The following is a 26,870-nucleotide window of genomic DNA, read 5'->3' on the forward strand; positions in this document are numbered from 1 at the left end:
GCATCCATCCTGCCGCAGGCCGATGGTCGGCGGAGCATCAAGGCCCTATCGGGCCGGGGTGTCTACGCTGGGTGGTGATGTCGGGCAGCCGCGCCGCCGGAGAGAGACCGGTGGCCCAACCAGCCGAGGAACCCCGTGAGTGACAATCCATTCGGATTCGGCCTTCCGCCGGAGGAGCCGGACGACGGCGACGAGGGCAAGAAGAAGGACCAGCAGAGCGGCGGTGGGCAGGGACCGGCCAACCCGTTCGGTTTCGGCGCGCCCGGGGCCGGAGGCTTTGGCGGTGCGGGCGGGGACAATCCGTTCGCGTCCCTCTTCGGGGCCTTCGGAGCCCCGAACGCCGGTGGCATGAACCCCGCCGACCTGGGCGCCGCCTTCCAGCAGCTCGGCCAGATGCTCTCCTACGAGGGCGGGCCGGTGAACTGGGACATGGCCCAGCAGATCGCCCGCCAGGCGGTCGCGCAGGGCGCCCCGAACGGCACCAAGGACGCCAGCATCGGCCCCGCCGAGCGCGCCGCGGCCGAGGAGGCCGTGCGCCTGGCCGACCTGTGGCTGGACGGCGTGACGTCGCTGCCGTCCGGCGCGGCGACGACCCTGGCCTGGAGCCGCGCGGAGTGGGTCGAGGCGACCCTGCCCGCGTGGAAGGAACTGGTCGACCCGGTCGCCGAGCGGGTCGGCACGGCCATGGGCCAGGTGCTGCCCGAGGAGATGCAGGCCATGGCGGGCCCGCTGCTCGGGATGATGCGTTCGATGGGCGGCGCCATGTTCGGCGCGCAGATCGGCCAGGCCGTCGGCGTGCTCGCCGGCGAGGTGGTCGGTTCCACCGACATCGGCCTGCCGCTGGGCCCGGCCGGCAAGGCCGCGCTGCTGCCGCGCAACATCGAGGTCTTCGGCAAGGACCTCGGTGTGCCGCTGGAGGAGGTCCGCCTCTACCTGGCCCTGCGCGAGGCCGCCCACCAGCGGCTCTTCGCCCATGTGCCGTGGCTGCGGTCGCACCTGTTCGGCGCCGTCGAGGGCTACGCGCGTGGCATCAAGGTGGACACCTCCAAGCTGGAGGACGTGGTCGGCCAGTTCGACCCGCAGAACCCGGAGCAGCTGCAGGAGGCGCTCCAGCAGGGCATGTTCCAGCCCGAGGACACCCCCGAGCAGAAGGCCGCCCTGGCCCGCCTGGAGACCGCTCTGGCGCTCGTCGAGGGCTGGGTGGACGCGGTGGTCCACGCCGCCGCCACGCCGCGCCTGACGTCCGCCGGGGCGCTCCGCGAGACGCTGCGCCGCCGCCGTGCCTCCGGCGGTCCGGCGGAGCAGACCTTCGCCACGCTGATCGGCCTGGAGCTGCGGCCGCGTCGGCTGCGGGACGCCTCGCGGCTGTGGGCGTCGCTGACCGACGCGCGCGGCGTGGACGGCCGGGACGCCCTGTGGGCCCACCCCGACATGCTGCCCAACGCGACCGACCTGGACGACCCGGACGGCTTCGTGCACCGGGAGCAGCTGGACTTCTCCGAGCTGGACCGGATGCTGGGCGAGGCGGCCGGCGGCGCCAAGGGCACCGACCGTCCGCAGGACCCCGGCGCGGCGGAGGGCGGCGCCGACGGCGGCCGCTCCCCGAAGGCCGGCCCCGGAGACACGCCCGAGGGCGGCACGAACGACGACCCGAAGGGCGAAGGTTCCGAGTGACCCTGCACGACGACGCGGTCCGGCTGCTGGACGGCCTGGAGACCACGACGGACTCCCAGGAGGAGCTTCGCCGCGTCTACCTCAAGCACCTGGACGAGCACGCCGACGGCATGTGGCGCGAGTGCGCGGACGGGCACATCACGGCGAGCGCCCTGGTCGTCGACCCGGAGGGCGGCCGGGTGCTGCTGACCTTCCACCGCAAGCTGCGGATGTGGCTCCAGATGGGCGGCCACTGCGAACCGGGCGACACCACGGTGGCCGGTGCGGCGCTGCGGGAGGCGACGGAGGAGTCCGGCATCCCCGGGCTGCGCCTGCTCGGCGGCACTCCGGTGCGGCTGGACCGGCACCACACGCCCTGCGCCTGGCACCTGGACGTCCAGTACGCGGCGCTGGCCCCGCGCGGTGCGGTGGAGGCCATCAGCGACGAGTCGCTGGACCTGCGCTGGTTCGCCTACGACGAGGTCGCCGACGTGGCGGACGCCTCGGTGGCTCGGCTGGTGGAGGCGACCCGGGCGCTGCTGTGAGGCCACGGGGCACGGGGCACACGAAGGGGCGGTCACCTCGGGAGTTCCTCCGAGGTGACCGCCCCTTCGTGTGCCGGGCGCCGCGGGTTCCGGGGCCGGCGGTTCCCGCGCCGTCGGTTCCCCGCGCCGTCGGTTCCCCGCGGCCTCGGACCCCGCGCCGTCGGATCCTCGCGCCGTCAGTTCCAGGCGTTGTTCTGGTTCTGCCCCCGCGCCCCCTGCTGGCCCATGCCGAACTGGGCGGCGGCGCCGGAACCGATCTGGGCGCTCTGCGGCGGGAGCAGTTCGCTGGGCTGGACCAGCGCGAAGCCGGTGCCCATGAAGCTGAGCTCCCAGCCCTCGCCGGTGTTGCCGCGGCGGCGCCACACGCCGGAGGAGTGGGTCTGCGCCTGCATCTGGACCCGCAGGGAGGTCGACCAGGCGATGACCGCGTCCGCGTCCACGTTGACGTACCGGTCGGGGGTGACCTGGAGCATCAGCGGCGCGCCGGAGGTCATCAGGGCGACCTTCCCGCGGCCGGAGATGTTGAGCTGGTACTTCCCGGACCCGGAGATGCCGTAGAGGCTGTCCACCGCGATGACCTCGTGGTGCAGCGCCGAGTCCATGGCCAGGACGTAGGAGCTGTCGATGGTGAGGCCGTCCTGATCGACGTCCACCAGGTGGATGTACTGGGCGAGGTTGGCCAGGTAGAGGGTGCCCTGCCCGTGGCAGCGCATCAGGTCCAGCCCCTCGCCGGTCCGGCGGCGGGCGTTGCGCTGGTTGCCCGTCTGGTACTCGGCGTCGAACTCGACGAGGCCCTGGTAGGCGACCATGGACCCCTTGCGGGCCAGCACGTCGCGGTTGCCGTCGACGAGGACGCGGAGCATCTGGCTGTTCTGCAGGCTCCAGTGCTCCTGGGTCTGCTGCTCGTTGTAGGCGAAAATCGGGCTCTGCATGATCGGTCGTTCTCCCCCTCAGCCCCGGATCCGGAGACGGTCGGTGCTGTCCTCGCTCGGCTGCACGACGACGATGCCCGTGCCGGAGAAGGCCATCTGGAAGGCCTCCCCGCTGCCGCGGCCGATCAGCGAGGACGCCTTGAAGCTGCGCTTGCCCTTCACCTTGAGGTTCGGGGACCAGGCGATCAGCGAGTCCGGGTCGACGTAGGTCTCGTCCTCGCCGCCGCCGCAGTCGACCACGATCGGGGTGCCGCGGGAGGTGATGGCCACCCAGCCCTGGCCCTCGATCCTCGTGTTCCACAGGCCCTGCCCGGCGAACTTGGCCATGCCCTTGACGCGCTCGACGCCCCACTTGAGGTGGGCGTCGAAGGCGAGCAGGTTGGTGGCGTTGACGGAGATCGCCTCGCCGTTGAGGTTGATCACGACCACGTCGGCGCCGTAGTCCGCCAGGTAGAGGATGCCGTCGCCGTGGCAGCGCATCAGCGCGGCGCCCTCGCCGGTGACCCAGTCCTTGGCGATCTGCCGGACGGCCGGCGGGTTCGGCTCGTACTGCACGAAGCCCTCGTAGGCGACCATGGAGCCGACCCGGGCGAGCACGTCGTGACCCGTCTGCATGGCGATCTTCGCCATGTGGGTCCCGTGGTTCTCCATGCGGGCGACGACGGGTGCGGGGGCGTGGCCCGCGAGCTGCTGGTTCATGTCGGGCTCCCTCAGACCTCGTACGGCTGGACGACGATGAAGTTGCCGGGGGCGCCCCGGAACTGCAGGTTGACGCTCTCGCCGGTGTCGCCGGGGTAGGCGTTGCGCCGCATCCGCACCTGGCTGGAGACGATGACCTGCGAGGCCGCGGACCAGGCGACCACCGCGTTGGCGTCGGCGAAGGTGGTCGGCGTGACCGGCAGGACCACGGGGACGCCGTGCGTCTTGAGGACCAGCGTGCCGACGCCCTGGAACTGCATGGTGAACAGGGCGCCGCCGGGGATGCCGTGCCCCTCGACGCGGCGGACCTCGTACTGGAGGGACTCGTCGAAGGCGAGCACGTTCTCCGCCGAGACGCACAGGGCGTCGCCCTGGAGCTCGACGGTGTGCAGGTGGGCCGCGCTCTCGGCTAGGAAGACCTGGCCGTAGCCGGTGCAGCGCATCAGCTGCATCTCCTGGCCGGTGGCGTTGCCGACGATCCGGCCGCTGAAGCCGGCGCCCTTGTACCCGAACTCGACCTTGCCCTGGTACAGCACCATGCTGCCCTGGCGGGCGAGGACGGGCTGGCCGCCGACGCTGAGGTCGACGCGGACCAGCTTCTCGTTCTGCTGGGTCCAGCGCTGGCCGGTGGGCTTCTCCTTGTACAGGTTCAGCGCGCCCGCGACACCCGGGGTCTGCGGGGCGTTGGGCGTGCCGGTGAAGGCCTGCTGGCCGGGGATGCCGGGTGCTCCCGGCATGCCGGGAGCGGCGGGCGGGTGTGCGGCGCCGGGGACGCCCGGGGCCGGCGGCATGCCGGGAGCGGCCGGGGGCTGCCCGTAGCCGGGCGGGGCCGTCGGGACGGCCAGGGTCGGCGCGGAGTGGACCGGCGGAGCGGCGTGGGATCCGGGCGGACCGGGCGGCTGCCCGTGGCCGGGCGGGACCTGGCCGGGCTGGGGCTGCCCGGGCGGCGGGAAGCCGTAGCCGGACGGCTGGGCGGGCGGGGTACCGAACGCGGGCGCCGGGGCCTGCGGCTGGGCGGGCGGTGCGCCGAACGCGGGCGCGGGGGCCTGCGGCTGCTGCTGCGGGGGCACCGGGGCGGGACCGGACGGGACACCGAACGCCGGGGCGGCGGGTGCGGGCGGAGCGGCGGGCACGCCGAAGGCGGGTGCGGGCGCGGCAGGGGCGGCGAAGCCCGGTGCGTCCTGCGGGGCGGCGGGCGCGGCGGGTTCGTCCTCCGCCACCTCGCCGCCGAAGTTCCTCAGCAGCGCGTCCAGTCCGCCGTCGAAGCCCTGGCCGACGGCGGCGAACCGCCAGACGTCCTTCAGGTAGAGGTCCGCCAGCATCACCGCGCGCTCGGTGGAGAACTCGGCTCCGGTGAACGGGTACCGGGCCACCTCCTCGCCTCCGGCGACGATGCGCACGTAGCCGGGGCCGGCCTGCGACATCTGTCCCGCGCCGTCGATGGTCGCGGTGAACGACAGCTTCTGGACCTGCGACGGGATCCGGTCCAGCGTGACCCGGAACGACTGCGTGTCGCCCGCCTGCTCGCCCAGCAGCTGGATCGCCTCCTCGGGCGACTTCGGCTGGTTGTAGAAGACGAAGTAGCGGTCGTCCGAGAGGCGCTCGTCCGCGTCGAGCCCGAAGCAGCTGATGTCGAAGCTCAACCCGGGCCCCTCGATCCGCACACCGATGTAGAGGTCGGTGCCCGCGGTGAGATCACTGATTTTGGCCTTGTGGCCGCGTTGGAATTCCCTGGCCATGCGTTACGCCGTCCCCCATCCCGTCCGAAAAGGTGCTGGGACAGGCTAGCCCGGATTCCTGAGGATCGGTTCGGTCGGTACAGAGCCGCAACCAAACGCGGACGGGCTCGGACCGGCTCAGGCCGACTCGCCGGGCCGCGCGGCGGGCAGATGCGGCAACCGTTCTGCGGCCACCACTCCTTCGAGGTATCCGCGGGCTCGCTCGGTGCGGGGGTACGTCTCCAGGAGGCGCCAGAAGTCCGGCCCGTGACCGGGCACCAGCAGGTGGGCGAGTTCGTGCAGCAGCACGTAGTCCACCACGTACTCGGGCATGCCCTGCAGCCGGTGCGAGAGCCGGATGCTGCCCTCGGCGGGGGTGCAGGAGCCCCAGCGGCTGTTCTGGTTGGTCACCCAGCGGACCGTTGCGGGCCGGGCGCGGCCGGCGAGGTACTGGTCGGACAGCCGGGCCGCCCGCTGCGCCAGGTCCGAGTCGTCGAGGGAGCGCCGGCTCTCCTGGGCAGCCAGCTTCTCCAGCATCACCCGCACCCAGCGCCGTTCCTCGGCCTCGGACATGCGCGCCGGGATCAGCACGACGGTGCGGTCGCCCTCCCGGTAGGCGGAGACGGTCCGGCGCCTGCGGGCGCTCCTGCGGACCTCCACCGCGTCCGCCGAAGGGCCCGCGGAGGGGGTGCCGGTGACGCTGCGCGGCGGGGAGAAGGCGCGGGAGGACGGGTCGGAGGGCACCCCTCGACGTTACCGCCTGCGACCGGAGGCGTCCCCGGTCCGCACCGGATCCGGTCCGATGTGCACACCGGTGGAGCCGCCTGCTCGGCGGATTGGTACGACGGATGTCCGGTGCCTGTGGACAACTCGACGCACGGATACGGCGGATCGATGCATGCTGACGAGCGACGGCCCGATCCGTGCCGTTCCAGTGCATTTGGTCACGTCCGGGAGTCTGCCGCGCGGCGGCTCGTCCCGGACGGCCAGGAAGGGGTTGGTCCTCGTGCATCCCAGGATGAAGCCGGCGCTCCGCCGCGGCTGGCGAGATCTCAGCACGGCGCAGTTCGGGATGACCTCGGCGCACGCCATGACGCTCGGTCCGGTGGACACGGTCACCGGCACCTTCCTCGACCTGCTCAACGGCACCCGCGGCATGGACCTGCTGCGCGAGGAGGCGGTGCGCATGGGGCTGCCGGAGAGTCACGCCGACGCCCTGGTGGAGCGGCTGTCCGAGGCCGGTCTGCTGGACGACGCCACCGGCGGAGGGGCGGCGGCCGAGGCGCTGCGCGAGCGTCCGCACACCCTGGACCGGCTGCGGCCCGACCTCGCCACCCTCTCGCTGACGGCCCCCGCGCCCGGCGACGCCATCCGGCGGCTGGCGGCCCGCCGCCGGCTGCGGGTGCAGGTGCGCGGGGTGGGCCGCGTCGGGGCAACGCTGGCTGCGCTGCTCTCGGCCGCGGGGGTGGGCGAGGTGGACGTGCGGGACGGCGGCTGCGTGGAGCCCTGGGACGTGGCTCCGGGCGGGCTGCCGCCCGGATCGGTCGGCCAACGGCGCTCGGACGCCGCCCGGCGGCTGGTCCGCGACACCGCCCCCGAACGCCCGCCCCGCCGGGGCTCCCCCTGCCCGTTCCGCGACGACACCGGTTTCGCCCTGGTGCTGCTCACCCCGCGGGACGACCTCTCCGTCCACTCCCCCGATCCGCGCGACGCCGAGCCGCTGGTGGCGGCGGGCATCCCGCACCTCTACGCGGGGGTGGTGGAGGGGACGGGCGTGGTGGGTCCGCTGGTGCTGCCGGGCGAGACGTCCTGCGCCGAGTGCCTGCACCGGTGGCGGCTGGAGCGCGACCCCACCTGGCCCCGGCTGCTGGCCCAGTGGCGCTCCGGCCGGTCGCGCGCGGTGCCCGCCTGCGACCTGGCGCTGGCCACCGCCGTCGCGGGCACGACCGCCGGGCACGCGCTCGCCTTCCTCGACGGTCTGTCCGCCGCCGGTTCGCCGGACGCCGCGGGGGTGCGCTGGGAGGCGGCGCTGCCCGCGCTGCGCTGGCGTTCCCGTGACATCGCCCCGCATCCGGACTGCCCGTGCGGTGCGGCGGGACGTCCGGCGGTGGAACTGACCGGGGTCCGGCAGCAGTCACAGGACACAATGGCCGGGCACGGGCCGTCATCGGAGTCCTGCCATCGGGTGGACACGGCACGCCGGCCCGGGACTTGGAGGGCGCATGTCTGATCTTCCCCGGAAGGCGGTCACCCGGACCGCGAAGCTGGCCGCGCTCCCCCTCGGTCTCGCGGGCCGGGTCACCTGGGGGCTGGGCAAGCGGATCGTGGGCGAGTCGGCGGAGCTCGTGGGGCGCGAACTCCAGCAGCGCACGGCCGAGCAGCTCTTCAAGGTGCTCGGCGAACTCAAGGGCGGGGCGATGAAGTTCGGGCAGGCGATGTCCGTCTTCGAGTCGGCCCTGCCGGAGGAGTTGGCCGGCCCCTACCGCGCCGCGCTCACCAAGCTCCAGGACGCCGCCCCGCCGATGCCCACCCACACGGTCCACGAGGTGCTGCGCGAGCGCCTCGGCGAGGACTGGCGGGACCTCTTCCAGGAGTTCGACGACACCCCCGCGGCCGCCGCCTCCATCGGGCAGGTGCACCGCGCGGTGTGGCGGGACGGCCGCCCGGTCGCCGTGAAGGTGCAGTATCCGGGCGCCGGGGAGGCCCTGGTCTCCGACCTCACCCAACTCGGCCGTTTCGCCCGTCTGCTGGGCCCACTGGTGCCCGGCATCGACGTCAAGCCACTGATCACCGAGCTGCGGGAGCGGGTGTGCGAGGAACTCGACTACCGGCTGGAGGCGGAGGCCCAGCAGGCGCACGCCGAGGAGTTCGCCGGTGACCCGGACGTCGTGGTGCCCGCCGTGGTGCACCAGCGCGAGCAGGTCCTGGTGACCGAGTGGATCGACGGCACGCCGCTCTCCCGGGTGATAACCGACGGCACGCCGGAACAGCGCGACCGGGCGGGGCAGTTGCTGGCCCGCTTCCTCTTCTCCGGCCCCTCGCGCACCGGGTTGCTGCACGCCGATCCGCATCCGGGCAACTTCCGTCTCCTGACGGGGGGTTCGGACCGCCCTGATGACTGGCGTTTGGGGGTGCTGGACTTCGGCACGGTGGACCGGCTGCCAGGTGGGCTGCCCTCGCCGATCGGCGAGGCGCTGAGGATGGCGTTGGACGGCGAGGCCGAGGCGGTCCACGCGCGGCTGTGTTCGGAGGGGTTCGTGAAGGAGACCGCCGAACTCGACCCGGAGGCGGTGCTGGAGTACCTGCTGCCGATCATCGAGCCGGCGCGGGTCACGGAGTTCACCTTCACCCGGGGCTGGCTGCGCGGCCAGGCGGCGCGGCTGGCCGATCCGCGGTCCCCCGCGCACCAGTTGGGCAAGCGGCTGAACCTGCCGCCGTCGTACCTGCTGATACATCGGGTGACGCTCAGCACCATAGGCGTCCTGTGCCAGCTCGGCGCGACGGTGCGGCTGCGCCACGAACTGGAGTCCTGGCTCCCGGGTTTCGCTCCCCTGGACTGAGGGGCAGCACCCCGGGCCGACGGAGCCGGGAACGCGGCGAGGGCCGCCCCCGAACGGGGACGGCCCTCGACCACTCGAGCGGCACGAATGCGGCAACGATGCGGCACGGATGCGGCACGACACGCGCCACCGCACACGGCACACGGCACACGGCACGCGACGCCTCGCGGGAGGCGTGGTCTCACGCGGTCACTGCATGACGGCGAGCGCCAGCGCGCGCCGGGCACGCATCGACGCGCGCTCGGCCCGCCGCTGCATCCGCCGCGCGGCGAGAATGCGGAGCCCGGGCCGAGCCATCTCGGCCTCGCGCATCCGCTCGCGCATATGCGCACGCGCGAGGGCTTCTGGGATGAGTTGCATCTCTCGGGTCCTGTTCTGACGCACCTCGTGTGCGCCGGTGTGAGGGAAGTCTCGGGTGGCGGGCAGGGAGGAGCCCGCGGGCTTGTGGATGGACGGCTTCATCGGGGCCTGTTTCCGGGGGTCGTGCGTGTGGGGAGCGTCGATGGTGCGGTGGCCGGTCATGCCGTGACCGGGTTCTTGCGCGGACGACCCCGCGGCCGCTTGCGGGCCACGACGACACCCTGGACGAACAGCTCGCCGCCCCAGACGCCCCAGGGCTCACGGCGCTCCTTGGCGCCGGCGAGGCAGGCGTCGACCAGCGGGCAGGTGCGGCACAGCGACTTGGCGTACTCCACGTCGGCCGGGGACTCGGCGAAGAAGACCTCGGGGTCGTTGGAGCGGCACGGAACCGGGGTGCCGAGGCCCTCGATCGCGTCGTCGAGAGCGGTCAGGGTGATGAGCGGAGTCAAGGAAAGGTCCTCCGTGAGGCCGGGCGGGGGAATCGTGTCGGAGAGCGGAACGGACGGGGCGTGCGCTTCGAGTTGCACGGGGTGTCTTCCTCGTCTGGTGTCGTCCGGCCGGTCGGCCGGTGCTGGGTACCGGTTGTTCTCTTGTCCCGAGGTCCTTCGGTCCGTCTCCCGCCGCTTCGCGTCGCGGATCGGGGAAAACAGAAGGGCCGCGGATCCCTGATGGGGTTCCGCGGCCCTGAAGGCACCGACCTGATAGAGATCAGGCTGGATCGCTCCAGGGTTCCGGCCCGCGGAGGGCCCACATCGTCTGGGGGTGGTTCGTCGTCTGCTTGAGGTTTCCGGCACCGGCCGCCGCGTAGCCGAAGGCCTGAGCCTTCGCCACTCCTGCTTCCAGTGCCTTGGTCGGTCGCTCGGCGCGGACACGAATGCCCGCGAACGACTCGGACCGGCTGCCGAAGGCAGGGGCGCCGACCAGCACGCCGCCCTCGGTCAGGCCGCCGCCGACCAGGCCCATGCCGAGACCGGACAGGCCGGCGCCGGACAGGGAGGAGGCGGACACACCGGTGCCACGATCGAAGGCGACGAGAGCGCACAGCGAGGCGACGTGGTGATCGTTCTCCAGGACGGCGGTGCCGAAGGCACGCGTGGTGCTGATGCCGGTGGTGTTGGTCTTGCTGATCACTTCAATCGCCTCCTCTCGGCGTCTTGGGGGACCGTGAACGGTCCGGCGGATACAGACGTCATTACAGGACGGATCGGAAGCCTTCCGGAGGCTTCGTGTTCCGTGCTCTAGAACCTATGGGGCACTACGGGGCGGGCGCAAACTATTTTTGCGACGACTTCGCAACGGTGTGTCGCGAAGTCGTTCAGCCCGTCTCCGCGAGGTCCTGACCGGCGCAGATGGCCAGCACGTCGGCCCCGTACCGGTCCAGCTTGCGCATCCCGACGCCGGGGATGCGGGCCAGCTCCACCGGGTCCTCTGGCACCGTCTCGGCGATGGCGATCAGGGTCTTGTCGGTGAAGACGCAGAACGCGGGCTGCCCGCTGCGGCTCGCCTGCACCTCGCGCCAGGCGCGCAGCCGCTCGTAGACCCCCTCGTCCATCTCCGAGGGGCAGTCCTCGCAGCGCATCAGCTTCATCTCGCCGGCGTCGGTCAGGGTGCGCCCGCAGACCTTGCAACGGGCGACCGTGCGACTGGTGCGCCGCGGCACCGCCCGTTCCGCCCGCGCGGCGGCCCGGGAGCCGTCCGCACCGCTCGCGGTCCCGTACTCGACACCGCCCGCGGCGCCCTGCCCCGCGCGCGCCCCGCTCGCCGCGCCGCTGCCGGGGCGCAGCCCGTCGAGGAAGCGGCTGGGCCTCCGGTTGGGCCGCCCGCCCGGGGAACGGGACAGGGACCAGGACAGGTGCAGCCGCTCCCGGGCCCGGGTGATGCCCACGTAGAGGAGGCGGCGTTCCTCCTCGATCTGCTCGTCGGTCCGGGCGTAGGTGATCGGCATCATGCCCTCGGCCACCCCGACCAGGAAGACGGCGTCCCACTCCAGGCCCTTGGCCGAGTGGAGGGAGGCCAGGGTGACGCCCTGGACCGTGGGGGCGTGCTGGGCGGCGGCCCGTTCGTCGAGTTCGGCTACCAGGTCGGAGAGGGCGGCCTCGGGCCGGGCCGTGGCGAAGCCCTCGGCGAGGTGGACCAGCGCCGCCAGGGACTCCCACTTCTCCCGGGTGGCGCCCGACCCCGCGGGGGGAGCCGTCGTCCAGCCCTGTCCGGAGAGCACCGCACGCACCTGACCGGGCAGGCCCTCGGCGTCGCCGAGCAGGGCGTCGTTCCCGCCGAAGCGGGCCGCGGCGCGCAGCTGGTGGACGGCCTGGCGGACCTCCTGCCGCTCGAAGAACCGCTCGGCCCCGCGCAGCTGGTAGGGCACCCCGGCGTCGGCGAGGGCCTGTTCGTAGGTCTCGGACTGGGCGTTGGTCCGGAAGAGCACGGCGATCTCGCTCGCCGGGACGCCGGAGTCGATGAGCGTCCTGATGGCACGGGCGGCGCCCTCCGCCTCGGACGGTTCGTCCGGGTACTCGGCCCAGCGGGGCTCGGGGCCGGACGGACGCTGCGACACCAGCTCCAGCCGGTGGTCGGCGGCCCGGCCCGTGGCCTGGCCCAGCAGGCCGTTGGCGAGGCGCACCACCTGGGGCGTGGACCGGTAGTCGCGAACCAGCTTGACCACGGTGGCGCCGGGGTGCCGGGTGCGGAAGTCCAGCAGGTAGTCGGGGGTGGCGCCGGTGAAGGAGTAGATGGTCTGGCTGGCGTCGCCGACCACGCAGATGTTCTCCCGGTCCCCCAGCCACAGGTCCAGCAGCCGCTGCTGGAGGGGGGAGACGTCCTGGTACTCGTCGACCACGAAGTGCTGGTACTGGGCGCGGACCTCGCGGGCGATGTCCGGCCGGTCCTGGAGGATGCCGACGGTCAGCAGCAGCACGTCCTCGAAGTCGATGACGCCGCGCTCCCGCTTGAGTTCCTCGTACATGTCGTAGACGCGGGCGATCTCCGCCGGGTCGCGCGGCGCCTCCCGCCCGGCCTTGACGGCGGCGGGCGGGTAGTCGGCGGGCACGGTCTGGGTGACCTTGGCCCATTCGATCTCGCCGGTGACGTCCCGCAGCTCGCCGCGGTCGAGGCGGATGCCGCAGGAGGCGGCGGCCTCGGCGACCACCTGCACCTTGCGGTCCACGATCCGCGGCAGCCCCCCGCCCACCGCCTTGGGCCAGAAGTACTGCAGCTGGCGCAGGGCCGCCGCGTGGAAGGTGCGGGCCTGCACGCCGGTGGCGCCGAGCTGGCGGAGCCGCCCGCGCATCTCGCCGGCGGCGCGGTTGGTGAACGTGACGGCGAGGACGGTGGCGGGCTGGAGGATGCCGGCGCGGACGCCGTACGCGATGCGGTGGGTGATCGCGCGGGTCTTGCCCGTGCCCGCGCCGGCCAGGACGCACACCGGCCCGTGGAGCGCGGTGGCGACGGCGCGCTGTTCGGGGTCGAGCCCTTCCAGTACCGCGTCGGCCGAGTCCGGGACGGCGGGGAAGAGAGAGGAGTGCGTTGCTGGTGTCACCCCGCCATGCTGCCAGGTCTGCCGGGGCGGACGGGGCGGCTGTCCACAGGGGTGGGCATGTTGTCGTACGAAATGCGGCGCAGCTCACGGAGGGCGGGGACGGTGGGAATGCCGGGCGGACACCGTACGTTCACCGGAGGCGACAGACCGTCCGTCCCATCTCCCCGAGGAGCGCGAAGACCATGCCCGGCACCGTGACGATGTACAGCACCACCTGGTGCGGCTACTGCCACCGGCTGAAGAGCCAGCTGAGCCGCGAGGGCATCGCGTACGAGGAGATCAACATCGAGCAGGACCCGGAGTCGGCCCTGTTCGTGGAGAAGGTGAACGGCGGCAACCAGGTCGTCCCCACGGTCCGTGTGGTGCCCGCCGCGGGCGGCGAGGAGGTCGTGATGACCAACCCGAGCCTGGCCCAGGTCAAGCAGGCACTGGGCGCCTGACCCCACCCGCGCGGAGCCCCGGCACGGAGCCCTCGCACGCAGTCCCGCGCGCAGTCCCGTCGCGCAGTCCCCGCACGGAGCCCCCGTCGGTGCCGTCTCCCGGCCCCGCGGGGGCTCCGCGCGTCCCAGGCACCCCGGCGCGTCCCAGGCACCCAGGCGCCCAGGGCCTTGGCTCCCCAGGCGGCCTTGGCGTCCCCGAGGCCCGCGAGGACCCGGCATCCCCGACGCCCGCCCCGGCATCCCCGACGCCCGCGGGGACCCGGCGGCCGTCGTCCCGCCCTGAAGCACGCCCCGCCTGCGGTGTTTCCTTGACCTTGCCGCAGCGTCAGGGTTTGTACTGGGGGCATGCGAACGGGAGAGATCGCCGCCCTGGTCGGGGTGACCCCGCGTGCCGTGCGGCACTACCACCACATCGGCGTGCTGCCGGAGCCGGAGCGGGACCCCAACGGGTACCGGCGGTACACGCTGCGCCATGCCGTGCTGCTGGCGCGGATCAGGCGGCTGACCGAGCTGGGGCTCGGGCTGGACGAGGTGCGGGACGTGCTCGCCGACGACGCCGGGCGTGAGCTGGCCGACGTGCTGGAGGAGCTCGACGACGACCTGGCGCGGCAGGAGCGGCTGATCCGCGAGCGCCGGGAGCGGCTGGCGACGGTGCTGGAGGACGCCCGCGCCGGACGGCTGGCCGCCGAGGGCCCGCTCTCCCCGCAGCTCGCCGGGCTGCTCGCCTCGTTCGGCGCACCGGCGGCGTCGTCGCCGATGGCGGCGATGGACCGGGAGCTGCTGACCCTGCTGGACACGATCATGCCCGCCGAGGAACGCGAGCGGCTGATGGGGACGCTCGGCGCGCTGTCCGAGCAGCCGGACGTCGTGGAGCGGGCGCACGACCTGTACCGGCGGCTGGACGACCTGGCGGACGCCCCGGCGGACGATCCGCGGGCCGAGGAGGCGGGGCGGCTGCTGGCGGACCTCCTCCCCGGGGAGATGCTGTCCGGCTGGACCGACTCCGCCCCGGACACCGCGGCCGCGGAGGCCCTGTTCTCCGGGATGTCCCCCGCCCAGCGGGCGGCGGTCCGCCGCGGTATGCGGCTGGCGCTGGAACGCGCGGAGCACGGGCGATGAGCCGGCGGTGGCTGCGGAGGGCGGCCTGGCTCGTGCTTCCGGCCGAACTGGTCGTGGTGGTGTGCCTGGTGGCCGGTGCGGGCCTGCCGCTGCCGGTGCTGCTGGCGGCGGAGACCGCGGTGGCGGCGTTGGTGGTGGCGGAGGGGGTCGCGCTGGTGCGGCTGCGGCGCCGCGGGATGTCGTGGCGCCGGGCGGCCGGGACGCTGCTGCCCGAGCCGGTGCTGCGGCTGGCCGGCCACGAGCTGCGGCTGTGGCACAGCATGGCCCTGTGGGTGCGGCGGAAGCGGCACGGGGTCGGGGCGGGCGACCTGGCGTTCGGGCACGCGAGGGACGACGCGCCGATGATGTACGGGCTGCTCTTCGTGTGTGTGGTCGAGACCGTGGGGCTGTCGGTGCTGCTGGCCGACCGGCCGGTCGCGCACGCGGTGGTGCTGGTGCTCGATGTCCAGACGGTGCTGTTCCTGCTGGGGCTGCGGGCCGCGGCGGTGGTACGGCCGCATGTGCTGGGGCGCGGGGTGCTGCGGGTGCGGAGCGGGGCTCACGTGGACGTCGCGATACCGCTGGACCGGATCGCGTCGGTGCGGCGGGAGTCGCTCTACACCCACGAGAAGGCGGACGGCGAGCTTGACCTTCCGGTGGGTTCACGGACGTCGCTCACCCTGTCGCTCACCGAGCCCGTGAACGCCCCGAGCCTGCTGGGACGCCCCCGGCCGGTGCGGGTGATCCGCCTCCACGCCGACGACCCCGCCGGCCTCCACACGGCCCTGACCCGGCCCCCGCTCCCCTCCTCCGCCGGCCCGGCCCCCGCCCGACCGGCCGGGTGACCCGCCGGTGGCCTGGACCCGCCGGTGGCCCTACCCCCGGCGGGTCCAGGCCACCGGTACTCCGACCCGCCGGCGCTCCGACCCGCCGGTGGGTCAGACGGACCGGGTGGGCAGGGGCCGGCCGTACCAGTCCTCGATGAGGCGGGCGGCGATGGAGATGCCGTACGGGGGCAGGACCTCGCCGGAGGCGAACGCGGCGGAGAGCTCGTCCCGCGAGAACCACCGGGCCTCGCTGATCTCCTCGCCGTCGACCTCCGTCTCCGTGGTCGTCGCGTGCGCCATGAAGCCCAGCATCAGGCTGGACGGGAACGGCCACGGCTGGCTGGCGACGTAGGAGACGTCGCCGATGACCACGCCGGCCTCCTCGAAGACCTCGCGCCGCACCGCCGCCTCGATGGACTCCCCGGGCTCCACGAACCCGGCGAGCGTCGAGAACCGGCCCTCGGGCCAGTGCACCTGCCGCCCGAGCAGGATCCGGTCGTCGTCGTCGGTGACGGCCATGATGACCGCGGGGTCGGTGCGCGGGTAGTGCTCCGCCCCGCACTTGGGGCAGCGCCGCACGTGCCCGGCCGCGGCGATCACCGTCTTGCCGCCGCAGCGGGAGCAGAAGCGGTGCAGCCGCTGCCAGTTCTCCAGCGCGACCGCGTGCACCATCAGCCCGGCGTCCCGGTCGGACAGCAGCAGCCCCGCCTCCCGCAGCCCGGCGGGCCTCGCGGACTGGTCCAGGCGGCCCGGCAGCGAGTCGCGCTGCAGCGCGAAGTACCGCACGCCGTCCTCGTCGGTGCCGAGGAAGTAACGGTGCGCCTCGGTGGGCGGCGCCTCGAAGGAGGGCGTGGTCACCAGCTCGGTGCGCCCGTCCGGCGTCTCGTCGATGAGCACCTGTCCGCCGGAGACCACGAAGCAGCGGGTGGTCGGGTGGCTCCAGGCGGCGGCCAGCCAGGCCTCGTCGAGCCGGTGGTGGGCGGCCCGGTCGATGCCGGAGTCCGCGGTGAGCGCGATGGGGCGGTCGGCCGCCGGACCGCCGGCCCCGGGCGTCTCGGCGGAGTCTGCGGGATCGGCGGCGCGTGCGGTGGTCGAAGCGGTCACGGCAGGTTCGGGCTCCCCCTGTGATGCGGCCGGCCCGTCGGCGGCGGCGTGGGCGTCGGTGGTGTCAGCGGGCATGGCGCAGGCTCTCCGCGAGATCTCCCCAGAGGTACGCGGTGGTCTCCACGCCCTTGAGCAGCAGGTCCAGCTCGACCTTCTCGTTGGGGGCGTGCCAGCCGTCGGACGGCACCGAGATGCCGAGGAACAGCACCGGCGCGCCCAGCACCTCCTGGAGGTCGGCGGCGGGCCCCGAGCCGCCCTCACGGGTGAAGCGGATCGGCCGGTCGAAGGCGCGCCCCATGGCGCGGGCCAGCGACTGCAGCGCCGGGTGGTCGAGCGGCGTCAGGCAGGGCCGGGTGGCGCCGCCGAAGTGGATCTCGTGACGGACGCCGGCGGGGACCCGCTCGGCGACCCAGGCGCGCACCAGGTCCTCGATCCGGCCGGCGTCCTGGCCGGCGACCAGCCGGAAGGTCAGCTTGGCCATCGCGGAGGACGGGACGATCGTCTTGCCGCCGGCTCCCTGGTAGCCGCCGCCGATGCCGTTGACCTCGGCGGTCGGGCGGGCCCAGATGCGCTCCAGGGTGGTGTAGCCGGCCTCGCCGGAGGCGGCGTGCGACTTGGCGGTGCGCAGCCACCGCTCCTCGTCGAACGGCAGCTCGGCGAAGAGGGCGCGCTCGCGCTCGGTGAGCTCGACGACGCCGTCGTAGAAGCCGGGGATCGCGACCCGGCCGTCCGCGTCGTGCAGCGCGGCGACCAGGCGGGCGAGGGCGGTGGCCGGGTTGGGCACGGCACCGCCGAACGAGCCGGAGTGGATGTCCTGGTCGGGGCCGAAGAGGCGCACCTCGAACTCGGCGAGCCCGCGCATGCCCGTGCAGACGGTCGGGGTGTCCTCGGACCACATGCCGGTGTCGGAGACGATCACGGAGTCGGCCGCGAGCCGGTCGGCGCGCTCCTCGACCAGCGCCCGGAAGTGCGGGGAGCCGGACTCCTCCTCGCCCTCCACCAGCAGCTTGAGGTGGACGGCGGGGGCCGTGCGGCCGGTGGCGGCGAGGTGGGCGCGGACGCCGAGGGTGTGGAAGAAGACCTGGCCCTTGTCGTCGGCGGCACCGCGCGCGTACATCCGGCCGTCCTTCACGACGGGCTCGAACGGTTCGGTGTCCCAGCCGTCCTCACGGGCGGCGGGCTGGACGTCGTGATGGCCGTAGACGAGCACGACCGGGGCGTCCGGGTCCTCGGCGGGCCACTCGGCGAAGACGGCCGGGGCTCCGGGGGTGTCCCAGACCTCGACGACCGGGAAGCCGGTGTCCTTCAGCGCTCCGGCCAGCCACTCCGCGCTGCGCCGCACGTCCTCGGCGTGCTCGGGCTGGGCCGAGACGGACGGGATCCGCAGCCACTGGGAGAGCTCCTCGAGGAACGAGGCGCTGTGCTGCTCGATGTACGTCCGGACGGCGCTGTCCAAGGTCTCGCTCATGCTCTCGACCCTATCGGCCCGAACCCGTGTGCCGGTGGGCCGAAGGGGGCGACGGCGCAGTGGGACGTGCCACCCCGGCCGGGCGGACCGCCGCACCGTCGCCCGTTTCGTCCGGATCGTCCCCGGAAAGAAGCCGTTCCAGCGCCTCGCGGCCGGGCAGATCGGCCGGGCGGACCACCTCTCCCGTACGGATGTACAAGAAGGACGCTGTGACCGATTCCACGGGTATCCCCCGCTGTTCCGCCCAGGCCAGCCGGTAGACGGCGAGCTGCAGCGGGTCGGCGGTGGGGGCGCGGTTGGTCTTCCAGTCGACGATCTCGTACCGGACCTCCTCGCCGTCCGTCTCCCGGTAGACGGCGTCGATCCGGCCGCGCACCACCCGGCCGGCGAGGGCGAGCTGGAACGGCGCCTCGACGCGGAAGGGGGTGCGGCGGGCGTACTCGGTGCGCTCGAACGCCTCCTTGAGCGCCTCCAGGTCGCGCTCGTCCTCGATCTCCGCGTCGCTCCCCGGCAGTTCGTCGGGCCCCAGCATGGGCAGCCGCAGCGCCTCGAAACGGGACTCCACCCAGGCGTGGAACCGGGTGCCGCGGCGGGCCGCGGGCTGCGGCGGGCGGGGCATGGGACGGGCCAGCTCCCGGGCGAACGCGTCGGGGTCCTCGTTCAGGCGCATCAGCTCGGAGGCGGTGAGCGAGGCGGGCAGCCGGACCTCGGTGACCGCCTGCCGGGCGCGCAGCAGCTCCTCGGCGAGCACGTCGAGGTCCCGGTCCCAGGACGCGACGGCCCGCGCCTCCTCGGGGGTGAGGCGGGCGGCGGCGGGCGCGTCCTGCCGCGGAAACGGGGCGCGCGGCGACACGGCGACCGCACCGGAGCCGGACCCCGGGCCGGTCCCGGGCTCCGACTCCGGCTCGGGCGCGGGCTCCGGCTCGGGCGCGGGCGCGGAGTCCCACGCCGGCTCCACCTCCGGATCCGGTTCCGGCGGAGGCGCCTGGTGCGGGAGGGCGACGGGACGTTCCGTGGACAGGGAGTCCCAGTCCGGGAGCGCGCCGTCGGGGTCCTCGTACGCCTCCGGGGGGAGGTCGTCGACGTCGTCGGGCGGCGGGGGCCAGTCGGGGTCGTAGGGCTCCGGGCCCGGCTCGGGGAGCGGGTCCGGCAGCGGGGCGGCGGCCGGGTGCGGGTCCTCGTGGCCGGCGGCGCGTTCCAGGTACGCGAGCACGACCCGCTCCGCCTCCCGGCGGCGCCGCAGCGCCTCCCGGTCCAGCGGCAGCGGCCACGCATGCTCCACGGTGTCCTCGGCGAGCGCCGGGTTCTCCTCGTCGGGCTCCGGCTCGTCGGCCCAGACCTCGATCTCGCCGTACCCGGCGACACAGTGGTCGTGCAGCGCCCGCAGGAACGTGGACGGCCCCCGCCTGGTCTTCTGGCTGGGGCCCCACCAGTGGCCGGACCCGAGCAGCAGGGAGCGCGGCCGGGTGAAGGTGACGTAGCCGAGGCGGAGTTCCTCGGTGCCGTGGTGGTCCTTCATGTCGGCGTGGAACGCCTTGAGTCCCGCCGCGTCCCAGCCGGTGACGTCGGGCAGCGTCCCGGCGTCGCCGCGCAGGGAGTGCGGGAGGACCTTGCCGTGGGCGGTCCACCGTTCCTGGCCCTTGCTGTCCGGGAAGGTGCCGGTGACCAGGCCGGGCACGACCACGACGTCCCACTCCAGCCCCTTGGACTTGTGCGCGGTGAGCACCTTGACGGTGTTCTCCCCGCCGGGCAGGGCGTTGTCGAGGCCCTTCTCGTACTGCTGGGCCGTGCGCAGGAAGCCGAGGAAGGCGAGCAGGGTGGCGCGGCCCTCGTCGGCGGTGGCCGTGGCGGCGAAGGAGGCGGCGACGTCGAGGAAGTTGTGCAGCGTCTCCCGGCGGCGGGCGGCCAGCGCCTGCGGGGAGGCGGACAGTTCGACCTCCAGGCCGGTCACCGCGAGGACCCGGTGCAGCACGTCCATCAGCGGGTCGGCGAGCGAACGCCGCAGGTCGCGCAGTTCGGCGGCGAGCCGGGCGAAGCGGACGCGCGCCTCCGCGGAGAACGGCAGCCCGTCGTCGGAACCGTCCGAGGAGGGCTCCAGGAAGGTGTCGAGGGCGTCGGCGAGCGAGATCACCTCGGCCGGGTCGGTGCCCTCGACGGCGGCGGCGAGCCGCCGCTCCGGGTCGTCCTCGCCCCGGTCGCGGGCGACCAGCAGCCGGGCGCGGCGCCCGAGCAGGGCCAGGTCGCGCGGGCCGATCCGCCAGCGCGGGCCGGTGAGCAGACGGACCAGGGAGGCGTTGGCGCCGGGGTCCTGCAGGACCTCGCAGGTGGCGACCAGGTCGGCGACCTCGGGCAGGCTGAGCAGCCCGGACAGACCGACCACCTCCACCGGCACGTCGCGGGCGACGAGGGCCGCGTGGATCTCCGGGAAGTCGGCCGACTTGCGGCACAGCACGGCGATCTCGCCGGGGGCGGTGCCGGTGCGGACCAGGTGGGCGATCGAGTCCGCCACCCACGCCATCTCCTCGGCGTGGGTGCGCAGCAGGGCGCAGCGCACCAGGCCGTCGCGTTCGGCGCCGGGGGCGGGGCGCAGGGCCTCGACGCCCTCGTGCATCGCACGCAGCGGGGCGGCCAGGCCGTTGGCCAGGTCGAGGAGGCGGCCGCCGCTGCGGCGGTTCTCGCTGAGGGCGAGCCGGTCGGCGGGGCGGCCGTCGGCGTGCGGGAAGTGCTCGGGGAAGTCGTCGAGGTTGGCGACCGAGGCGCCGCGCCAGCCGTAGATGGCCTGGCAGGGATCGCCGACCGCGGTGACCGGGTGTCCGGTGCCGTTGCCGAAGAGGTGGGAGAGCAGGATGCGCTGGGCGACCGAGGTGTCCTGGTACTCGTCGAGCAGGACGACCCGGTACTGGTCGCGCAGGATCGTGCCGACCTCGGGGCGGGTCCGGGCGAGTTCCGCGGACAGGGCGATCTGGTCGCCGAAGTCGAGCAGGTCGCGCTCGTTCTTGGCGGCGCGGTAGCGGGTGACCAGTTCGGCGAGCTGGCGGCGGGCGGCGGCGGCCTCGGGGACCTTGCGGAGGTCGGCGTTGGAGAGCTTGGCGCGGCCGAGGAGTTCGAGCAGGTCGGCGTCGAAGGCGCGCAGGCGGCCGGGGGCCACCAGGTGTTCGGCCAGCTCGCCGTCGAGGGCGAGGAGGTCGCTGACCAGGGTGGAGAAGGTGCCGGTGAGCGCCGGGTAGGGGCCGGGCGCCTCGCGCAGCACCCGGGCGGCGAGCTGGTGGCGGGCGGCGCCGGTGAGCAGCCGGGCGGTGGGTTCCAGGCCGATGCGCAGGCCGTGGTCGGTGAGCAGCCGGCCGGCGAACGAGTGGTAGGTGGAGATCAGCGGCTCGCCCGGCACCGCGTCGGGGTCCGCCGCGCCGGGGCCGGTGGGGTCGACGGCGTCCGGGTCGGTGACGCCCGCCTTCACCAGGGCCTTGCGGACGCGCTCCGACAGCTCGGCGGCGGCCTTGTTGGTGAAGGTGAGGCCGAGCACCTGCTCGGGGGCGACCTGACCGGTGCCGGCCAGCCAGACGACGCGGGCGGCCATCACGGTGGTCTTGCCGGAGCCCGCGCCCGCGACGATCACCTGCGGCGCGGGCGGGGCCGTGATGCAGGCGATCTGCTCGGGGGTGAACGGGATCCCCAGCAGCGACTTCAGCTGCTCGGGGTCGGTGAGACGGGCGCGGGACACGTGTCGAGGCTAGCGGCGCGCTCGGACATCCCGGACCGCGCGGCCCGGATCACCGCAGGTCGGCGACGCGTGTGGTGCGGGAGTTCACAACCGGGCACCCGCCGGCGCGGGGTCGAACGGGACGGCTCGGGCCCGGCCGGGCGGGACTGGTCGCCCCCTGCCGCCGGGCCAGAGGCTCGACACCGACCGGGCGGGCCCACGCCTCGGCACCGACCCCGAACCGCCGGGCGCGGCCGGCTCGGCCCCGCCCCGCCAGCCCCGAAGGCTCGGCCCCGCCCCGCCGGCCCCGAAGGCTCGGCATCCGACCGGCCGGGCACGGCGGCTGCCCGCCACCGACCGGCGAGGCGGTCGGACGTCTGCCGGGCAGCACGGGCCGGCGAAGGCCCCTGCGACACCACTCGGTGCCGGGCGGCGAAGGTCGGCCAACACCGCTCGGCCCCGGCCGGACGCGACGGCTCGACCCGGCCGGGCGACGTGTGTGCGCCACTGACCGCCCGAGGCGATGCGACGCAGGCCAGGCCGACATGCGGGCCGGGGCAGGCGGGTCGGGGCAGGCGGGTCGGGGCAGGCGGGTCGGGGCAGGCGGACCGAAGCAGGGAGGCCGGGCCAAGCGGACCGTGGCAGGCGGACCGAAGCAGGGAGGCCGAGGCAGGCGGACCGAAGCAGGGAGGCCGAGGCAGCCGGACAGAGGCAGGCGGACCGAAGCAGGCAGACCGAAGCAGGCAGACCGAGGCAGGGAGGCCGGGCCACGGGGCGCGTCCCCGGCCGGACAGGGCTCGGTGGCGGTGTCACTCCACCACGTGACGGCCCTCCGGGCGGGCGGAGCAGCTGGCGCGGAAGGCGCAGTGGTCGCACTGCCGCCCGGCGGCCGGGGTGAACCTCTCGTCCAGCACCTTGCCCGCCGCCGTGGCGAGCAGGTCCCCCACCCACGCACCGCCGTCCGGCGACTGGGCCTGCACCTTGGGCAGGGCGTCCCCGCCCTCCTTCTTGGGCGCGGCCTGCCGCAGGTGGACCAGCTCCGCTCCCCCGGGCTCGGGCCGCTCGCCGTCGAACAGCTCGTCGACCGCGCCCTCCCGGACGGCGAGCTGGTAGACGGCGAGCTGCGGGTGGCGTGCCACCTCGGCCCCGGTCGGCGCGTTCTTGCCGGTCTTGAAGTCCACCACGTACGCCCGCCCCTGGGCGTCCCGCTCGACGCGGTCCATGGAGCCGCGGATGCGCACCTGGTACTCCCCGGCCTCCAGCGTGACGTCGAAGTCGTGCTCGGTGGCGACGGGGACGCGGCCGGCGGTCTCGCGGCCCATGACGTGCCAGTTCAGGAAGCGTTCCAGCGCGACCCGGGCGGTCTCCCGCTCCTGCGCGGACTTCCAGGGCGCGTCGAAGGCGAGCGCGTTCCACACCGAGTCCAGGCGTTCCATCAGCACGTCCAGGTCGGCGGGGGTGCGCCCGGAGGCGACCTCGTCGGCCAGCACGTGGACCACGTTGCCGAAGCCCTGGGCGGCCGTGGCCGGGGTGTCGGCCTTCACCTCGCGGCCGAGGAACCACTGGAGGGAGCAGGTGTTGGCGAGCTGGTCGAGGGCGCTGCCGGAGAGCGCGACGGGGCGGTCCCGCTCGCGCAGCGGCACCTTGCTCTCGGTGCGCTCGAGCATGCCCCACCACCGGTAGGGGTGCGCGGCGGGCACCAGCGGGCGGCCCTCCTCGTCGGTGAGGGCGGCGAGCCGCGCCAGGCGGCGGGCGGCGGCGTCCCGCAGGGCCTCCGAGGCCTCCGGGTCGACGGTGGTGGCCCGCAGCTCGGCGACCAGCGCGGCCACCGCCAACGGGCGGCGGGGCCGGCCGGTGACGTCCCGCGGCTCGACGCCGAGCTCGGTGATGAACCGGGAGGGCTGGTCCCCGTCCTCCGCCGGCGCCTTCACCGCGGTGACCACCAGGCGCTCACGGGCACGGGTGGCCGCCACGTAGAACAGGCGGCGCTCCTCGGAGAGCAGGGCCCCCGGGGAGAGGGGCTCGGCGAGGCCGTCCCGGCCGATGCGGTCGGCCTCCAGCAGGGAGCCGCGGCGGCGCAGGTCGGGCCAGAGCCCTTCCTGGACCCCGGCGACCACCACCAGCCGCCACTCCAGGCCCTTGGAACGGTGCGCGGTCATCAGCCGCACCGCCTCGGGCCGCACGGCACGGCGGGTCAGGGTGTCGGCGGCGATGTCCTGGGCGTCGATCTCCGCCAGGAAGTTGAGCGCGCCGCGGCCGCCGATGCGTTCCTCGGCGCGGGACGCCGTGGCGAACAGGGCGCAGACGGCGTCCAGGTCCCGGTCCGCGTTGCGTCCGGCGGCGCCGCCCCGTCGGGCGGCGCGCTCCAGACGGCCGGGCCAGCCGGTGCCGTTCCACAGCTCCCAGAGGGCCTCCTCGGCGGTGCCGCCCTCGGCGAGCAGGTGCCGGGCGCGGCGCAGCAGCTCCCCGAGCTGCTGGGCGCCCCGGGCGTACGACGGGTCATGCACGGTCAGCCGCTCCGGTTCGGCCAGCGCCCGGGCGATCAGGTCGTCGGACGGCGGCGGCAGCGGGTTGCCGGCCGCGCGCTCCTCGTCGCGCAGCGCCCGGCCCAACCGGCGCAGGTCCGCGGTGTCCATGTTGGCCAGCGGGGACGCCAGCAGCGTGAGCGCCGTCTCGGTGTCGAGCCACGCGGGCACGACACCGGCCGCCGTGTCCTCACCGCCGGGCTCGCCGGGCTCCTCACCGCCGTCGGCGAGCCCGCCCCCGGCCTCCGGGCCCGCCCCGGGCGCACCCCCGTCCTCCGCCCCGGAAGCACCACCGGAGGCACCGTCGTCACGGCGGCCCCCCGCGCCACCACGGCCGTCCCCGGCACTACGGCCGTCCCCGGCACCACGGTCGTCCTCGCCGTCGCCGCCCGCCCCGGGGCCCCGTCCGTCCTCCCGTGCCGCACCGGCGTACGCGTCCCGGTCCTCCGCGGCTGTCCCACCCGCCTCCGACGCCTCCTCCGCGGCTGGGACGCCGCCGCCGGACTCCGCCCGGGCGACCGCGCGCAGGGCGGTCAGCAGCGGAGCCACCGCCGGCTCGTGCCGCAGCGGGACGTCGTCACCGTCGACGTCCAGCGGAACGCCCGCGGCCGTGAGCGCACGGCGTATCACCGGCAGGGATCGCGACCCCGCCCTCACCAGCACCGCCATCTCCGACCACGGCACCCGGTCCTCCAGGTGGGCGCGGCGCAGGATGTCGGCGACGTTGGCGAGCTCCGTCCCGGCGGTCGGGTAGGTGTAGACCTCCACCGAGCCGCCCTCGCGGTCCGCGGCCAGCTCCCGGTGGGCGCGGACCTTCTCCGCGGGCAGCCGGGTCAGCGGCATCCGCCGGGTGACCAGCCTGGTCGCGGCGAGCAGGCCGGCCCCGGCCCGGCGGGAGGTCCGCAGCACCTCCACCGGCGCCGGAGTGCCGTCGGTCCGGGGGAAGACGTGCGGGAAGTCGAGGATGCCGTTCACGTCGGCGCCGCGGAAGGCGTAGATCGACTGGTCGGGGTCGCCGAAGGCCACCAGGGTGCGCCCGCCCCCGGCCAGCGCCCGCAGCAGCCGGACCTGGGCCGGGTCGGTGTCCTGGTACTCGTCGACGAGGACCGCGTCGTACTCGGCGGCGAGCCGGTTGCCGACCTCGGGGCGGTGGGCCAGCAGCACCGCGCGGTGCACCAGCTCGGCGTAGTCGACGACGCCCTGCAGGTCGAGGACGTCCAGGTACTCGGCGAGGAACGCCGCGGCGGCCCGCCAGTCGGGCCGGCCTATCCGGCGGGCGAACGCGTCCAGCGCCGCCGCGTCCAGGCCGAGCTCACGGCTGCGGGCGAGCACGGCCCGGACCTCGTCGGCGAAGCCCCGGGTGGTGAGGCAGGAGCGCAGGTCGTCGGGCCAGCGGACGTGGGGGAGGCCCAGCCGCTCCAGCTCGGGCTGGCCCGCCAGCAGCTCCCGCACCGTGACGTCCTGCTCCGGGCCGGAGAGCAGGCGCAGCGGCTCCGCGAAGAGCCCGCTGTCCTGGTGGGCGCGGACCAGGGCGTAGCAGAAGGAGTGGAAGGTGGTGGCCTGCGGCGCCCGGGCGGCGCCCACCCGCGCCGCCATGCGGTCGCGCAGCTCCATGGCGGCCTTGCGGCTGAAGGTGAGGACGAGTATCCGCGCGGGGTCGCCACCGCGCGCGATCCGCGCGGCGACCGACTCCACCAGGGTGGTGGTCTTGCCCGTGCCGGGGCCGGCGAGGACCAGCAGCGGCCCCGAGCGGTGGTCCACCACGGCGCGCTGCGCGGCGTCGAGCCGGGGCGGCTCGGGCACGGCGACCGGGGTCCGGACCAGCCGGTACCCGCCGTCGGGCGCCCACCACGCCTGGCGGCGCGCGGGTGACGCGGTGGTGGAGGGGATGCTCATGGTTTCGCCGGTCCTGGTGGTGCGGAACGAGTGCGTGCGGTGGGTGCGTGAGGGAGGTCCCTGAGGGGCCGGTGGGAAGGTGGTCGTCCGTCGAACGTACGGCATGCCGGGGCGGTGCCCGTACGAGTCCGCCGACAGCGGGATTCACCCGGACGGCCCACAGGGGGCGCCGACCGGCCGGTTCAGGCCCTGCGAGGCCTTCCCCGGTCGCGGGGCCGGCTCCGAAGGCCCGGCCGCCCGGCGGGGTCTGTCATTCCTCCGGCCCCGCCCCCGACGGGGCGCCGTCCCACCGGGCCCGGCGCATGTCGAGCCTCGGCAGTGATCCGCGGGTCGCCCCGCCGGCCTCCCGCAGCGGCGTGCCCTCCGCGCGGTAGTGCTCCAGCGCGCGCAGTTCGTGGCCGGGCAGCAGGTGGCCGTCGGCCCGGACCACCCGCCACCAGGGGACCGCGCTCCCGTAGAGCGCCATCACCCGTCCCACCTGGCGCGGACCGCCCTCGCCGAGCCACTCGGCGACATCCCCGTAGGTCATCACCCGGCCGGGAGGGATCCGTTCCGCCACCTCCAGGACCAGCTCGGCGTACTCGGGGTACGTGGGGAGCGAGTCTCCGGACCGCCGCTCGTCACTCATCCGACCCATCCTGCCGCACCCCTCCGACATGCCCCGCACACTCACGCCCCGATCCCGCACCACACCGGACCCGGCCCCGCACCCCTCGCGCCCCGATCCCGCACCACACCGGACCCGGCCCCGCACCCCTCGCGCCCCGATCCCGCACCACACCGGACCCGGCCCCGCACCCCTCGCGCCCCGGT

Annotated in this window: 20 protein-coding genes; 7 read left to right on the top strand and 13 right to left on the bottom strand. The window is 74.7% G+C overall.

Annotated elements, in window-relative coordinates; all coding sequences use genetic code 11:
- Nucleotides 1–135 precede the first annotated feature (135 nt).
- Together ABZ836_RS11700 and ABZ836_RS11705 are read left to right on the top strand one after the other, a co-directional pair.
- The gene (locus ABZ836_RS11700; protein WP_356130417.1) at nt 136–1,674 is read left to right on the top strand and encodes a zinc-dependent metalloprotease; all 1,539 of its coding nucleotides are present in this window, start codon (nt 136–138) and stop codon (nt 1,672–1,674) included.
- The gene (locus ABZ836_RS11705; protein ID WP_356130415.1) at nt 1,671–2,198 is read left to right on the top strand and encodes an NUDIX hydrolase; all 528 of its coding nucleotides are present in this window, start codon (nt 1,671–1,673) and stop codon (nt 2,196–2,198) included. Before ABZ836_RS11700 ends, ABZ836_RS11705 begins: the two co-directional genes overlap by 4 nt.
- Before the next feature lie 176 nt (nt 2,199–2,374).
- Here the strand turns inward: ABZ836_RS11705 and ABZ836_RS11710 are convergent, their stop codons facing one another.
- From ABZ836_RS11710 to ABZ836_RS11725, 4 genes are all read right to left on the bottom strand, one after another.
- The gene (locus ABZ836_RS11710) at nt 2,375–3,130 is read right to left on the bottom strand and encodes an AIM24 family protein (protein ID WP_356130413.1); all 756 of its coding nucleotides are present in this window, start codon (nt 3,128–3,130) and stop codon (nt 2,375–2,377) included.
- 18 nt (nt 3,131–3,148) lie between these two features.
- On the bottom strand, nt 3,149–3,829 hold the full coding sequence (locus ABZ836_RS11715; protein WP_356130411.1) for an AIM24 family protein: 681 nt from the start codon (nt 3,827–3,829) through the stop codon (nt 3,149–3,151).
- An 11-nt stretch (nt 3,830–3,840) separates the two neighbouring features.
- Nucleotides 3,841–5,568: a TerD family protein gene (locus tag ABZ836_RS11720; RefSeq protein ID WP_356130409.1), complete on the bottom strand. Its 1,728-nt coding sequence runs from the start codon at nt 5,566–5,568 to the stop codon at nt 3,841–3,843.
- A gap of 117 nt (nt 5,569–5,685) precedes the next feature.
- Nucleotides 5,686–6,291, bottom strand: coding sequence for a M48 family metallopeptidase (locus tag ABZ836_RS11725; protein WP_356130407.1), 606 nt, complete (start codon nt 6,289–6,291; stop codon nt 5,686–5,688).
- Nucleotides 6,292–6,553: 262 nt separating this feature from the next.
- Here ABZ836_RS11725 and ABZ836_RS11730 point away from each other — a divergent pair, with 262 nt between their 5' ends.
- Together ABZ836_RS11730 and ABZ836_RS11735 are read left to right on the top strand one after the other, a co-directional pair.
- Nucleotides 6,554–7,777, top strand: coding sequence for a ThiF family adenylyltransferase (locus ABZ836_RS11730; protein WP_356130405.1), 1,224 nt, complete (start codon nt 6,554–6,556; stop codon nt 7,775–7,777).
- Nucleotides 7,770–9,107, top strand: coding sequence for an AarF/ABC1/UbiB kinase family protein (locus ABZ836_RS11735; protein ID WP_356130403.1), 1,338 nt, complete (start codon nt 7,770–7,772; stop codon nt 9,105–9,107). The genes ABZ836_RS11730 and ABZ836_RS11735 overlap by 8 nt, the downstream gene beginning before the upstream one ends.
- Before the next feature lie 189 nt (nt 9,108–9,296).
- Here the strand turns inward: ABZ836_RS11735 and ABZ836_RS11740 are convergent, their stop codons facing one another.
- From ABZ836_RS11740 to ABZ836_RS11755, 4 genes are all read right to left on the bottom strand, one after another.
- A complete protein-coding gene (locus ABZ836_RS11740) occupies nt 9,297–9,629 on the bottom strand; it encodes a hypothetical protein (protein WP_356130401.1) in 333 nt (110 codons plus the stop codon).
- Nucleotides 9,626–9,994: a WhiB family transcriptional regulator gene (locus ABZ836_RS11745; RefSeq protein ID WP_356130399.1), complete on the bottom strand. Its 369-nt coding sequence runs from the start codon at nt 9,992–9,994 to the stop codon at nt 9,626–9,628. The genes ABZ836_RS11740 and ABZ836_RS11745 overlap by 4 nt, the downstream gene beginning before the upstream one ends.
- 181 nt (nt 9,995–10,175) lie before the next feature.
- Entirely contained in the window at nt 10,176–10,598 is a 423-nt protein-coding gene (locus ABZ836_RS11750; RefSeq protein WP_356130397.1) for a hypothetical protein, read from the bottom strand.
- 184 nt (nt 10,599–10,782) lie between these two features.
- Nucleotides 10,783–13,002 (bottom strand): ATP-dependent DNA helicase UvrD2, encoded by a 2,220-nt coding sequence (locus ABZ836_RS11755; protein ID WP_356130395.1) that lies wholly within the window; start codon nt 13,000–13,002, stop codon nt 10,783–10,785.
- A 182-nt stretch (nt 13,003–13,184) separates the two neighbouring features.
- Here ABZ836_RS11755 and ABZ836_RS11760 point away from each other — a divergent pair, with 182 nt between their 5' ends.
- From ABZ836_RS11760 to ABZ836_RS11770, 3 genes are all read left to right on the top strand, one after another.
- Nucleotides 13,185–13,442 (top strand): mycoredoxin, encoded by a 258-nt coding sequence (locus tag ABZ836_RS11760; protein WP_356130393.1) that lies wholly within the window; start codon nt 13,185–13,187, stop codon nt 13,440–13,442.
- Nucleotides 13,443–13,787: 345 nt separating this feature from the next.
- Nucleotides 13,788–14,561, top strand: a complete 774-nt coding sequence (locus tag ABZ836_RS11765) for a MerR family transcriptional regulator (protein ID WP_356130391.1) — start codon at nt 13,788–13,790, stop codon at nt 14,559–14,561.
- Nucleotides 14,558–15,385, top strand: coding sequence for a hypothetical protein (locus ABZ836_RS11770; protein WP_361141449.1), 828 nt, complete (start codon nt 14,558–14,560; stop codon nt 15,383–15,385). Before ABZ836_RS11765 ends, ABZ836_RS11770 begins: the two co-directional genes overlap by 4 nt.
- 93 nt (nt 15,386–15,478) lie before the next feature.
- Here the strand turns inward: ABZ836_RS11770 and nudC are convergent, their stop codons facing one another.
- From nudC to ABZ836_RS11795, 5 genes are all read right to left on the bottom strand, one after another.
- Nucleotides 15,479–16,546 (bottom strand): NAD(+) diphosphatase, encoded by a 1,068-nt coding sequence (nudC, locus tag ABZ836_RS11775; protein WP_356130387.1) that lies wholly within the window; start codon nt 16,544–16,546, stop codon nt 15,479–15,481.
- Nucleotides 16,536–17,939 carry a dipeptidase gene (locus ABZ836_RS11780; RefSeq protein ID WP_361141451.1) on the bottom strand — a complete coding sequence of 468 codons (1,404 nt, stop codon included), beginning with the start codon at nt 17,937–17,939 and terminating at the stop codon, nt 16,536–16,538. Before ABZ836_RS11780 ends, nudC begins: the two co-directional genes overlap by 11 nt.
- 10 nt (nt 17,940–17,949) lie before the next feature.
- A complete protein-coding gene (locus ABZ836_RS11785; protein WP_361141453.1) occupies nt 17,950–21,657 on the bottom strand; it encodes an ATP-dependent DNA helicase in 3,708 nt (1,235 codons plus the stop codon).
- A 788-nt stretch (nt 21,658–22,445) separates the two neighbouring features.
- Entirely contained in the window at nt 22,446–26,057 is a 3,612-nt protein-coding gene (locus ABZ836_RS11790; protein ID WP_361141455.1) for an ATP-dependent DNA helicase, read from the bottom strand.
- Between the two features lie 250 nt (nt 26,058–26,307).
- Nucleotides 26,308–26,694, bottom strand: a complete 387-nt coding sequence (locus tag ABZ836_RS11795) for an MGMT family protein (protein ID WP_361141457.1) — start codon at nt 26,692–26,694, stop codon at nt 26,308–26,310.
- Between the last annotated feature and the right edge of the window lie 176 nt (nt 26,695–26,870).

It is taken from the genome of Streptomyces sp. NPDC047130, from assembly GCF_040643475.1.
In the GTDB taxonomy this organism is placed as follows: Bacteria; Actinomycetota; Actinomycetes; order Streptomycetales; family Streptomycetaceae; genus Streptomyces.

Bases quoted from the DNA above. Each gene is read 5' to 3' on its own strand.
- ABZ836_RS11760 (WP_356130393.1), top strand. From the start codon at position 13,185: ATGCCCGGCACCGTGACGATGTACAGCACCACCTGGTGCGGCTACTGC.
- ABZ836_RS11710 (WP_356130413.1), bottom strand. From the start codon at position 3,130: ATGCAGAGCCCGATTTTCGCCTACAACGAGCAGCAGACCCAGGAGCAC.
- ABZ836_RS11790 (WP_361141455.1), bottom strand. From the start codon at position 26,057: ATGAGCATCCCCTCCACCACCGCGTCACCCGCGCGCCGCCAGGCGTGG.
- ABZ836_RS11715 (WP_356130411.1), bottom strand. From the start codon at position 3,829: ATGAACCAGCAGCTCGCGGGCCACGCCCCCGCACCCGTCGTCGCCCGC.
- ABZ836_RS11735 (WP_356130403.1), top strand. From the start codon at position 7,770: ATGTCTGATCTTCCCCGGAAGGCGGTCACCCGGACCGCGAAGCTGGCC.
- ABZ836_RS11720 (WP_356130409.1), bottom strand. From the start codon at position 5,568: ATGGCCAGGGAATTCCAACGCGGCCACAAGGCCAAAATCAGTGATCTC.
- ABZ836_RS11765 (WP_356130391.1), top strand. From the start codon at position 13,788: ATGCGAACGGGAGAGATCGCCGCCCTGGTCGGGGTGACCCCGCGTGCC.
- ABZ836_RS11795 (WP_361141457.1), bottom strand. From the start codon at position 26,694: ATGGGTCGGATGAGTGACGAGCGGCGGTCCGGAGACTCGCTCCCCACG.
- ABZ836_RS11740 (WP_356130401.1), bottom strand. From the start codon at position 9,629: ATGACCGGCCACCGCACCATCGACGCTCCCCACACGCACGACCCCCGG.
- ABZ836_RS11780 (WP_361141451.1), bottom strand. From the start codon at position 17,939: ATGAGCGAGACCTTGGACAGCGCCGTCCGGACGTACATCGAGCAGCAC.
- ABZ836_RS11770 (WP_361141449.1), top strand. From the start codon at position 14,558: ATGAGCCGGCGGTGGCTGCGGAGGGCGGCCTGGCTCGTGCTTCCGGCC.
- nudC (WP_356130387.1), bottom strand. From the start codon at position 16,546: ATGCCCGCTGACACCACCGACGCCCACGCCGCCGCCGACGGGCCGGCC.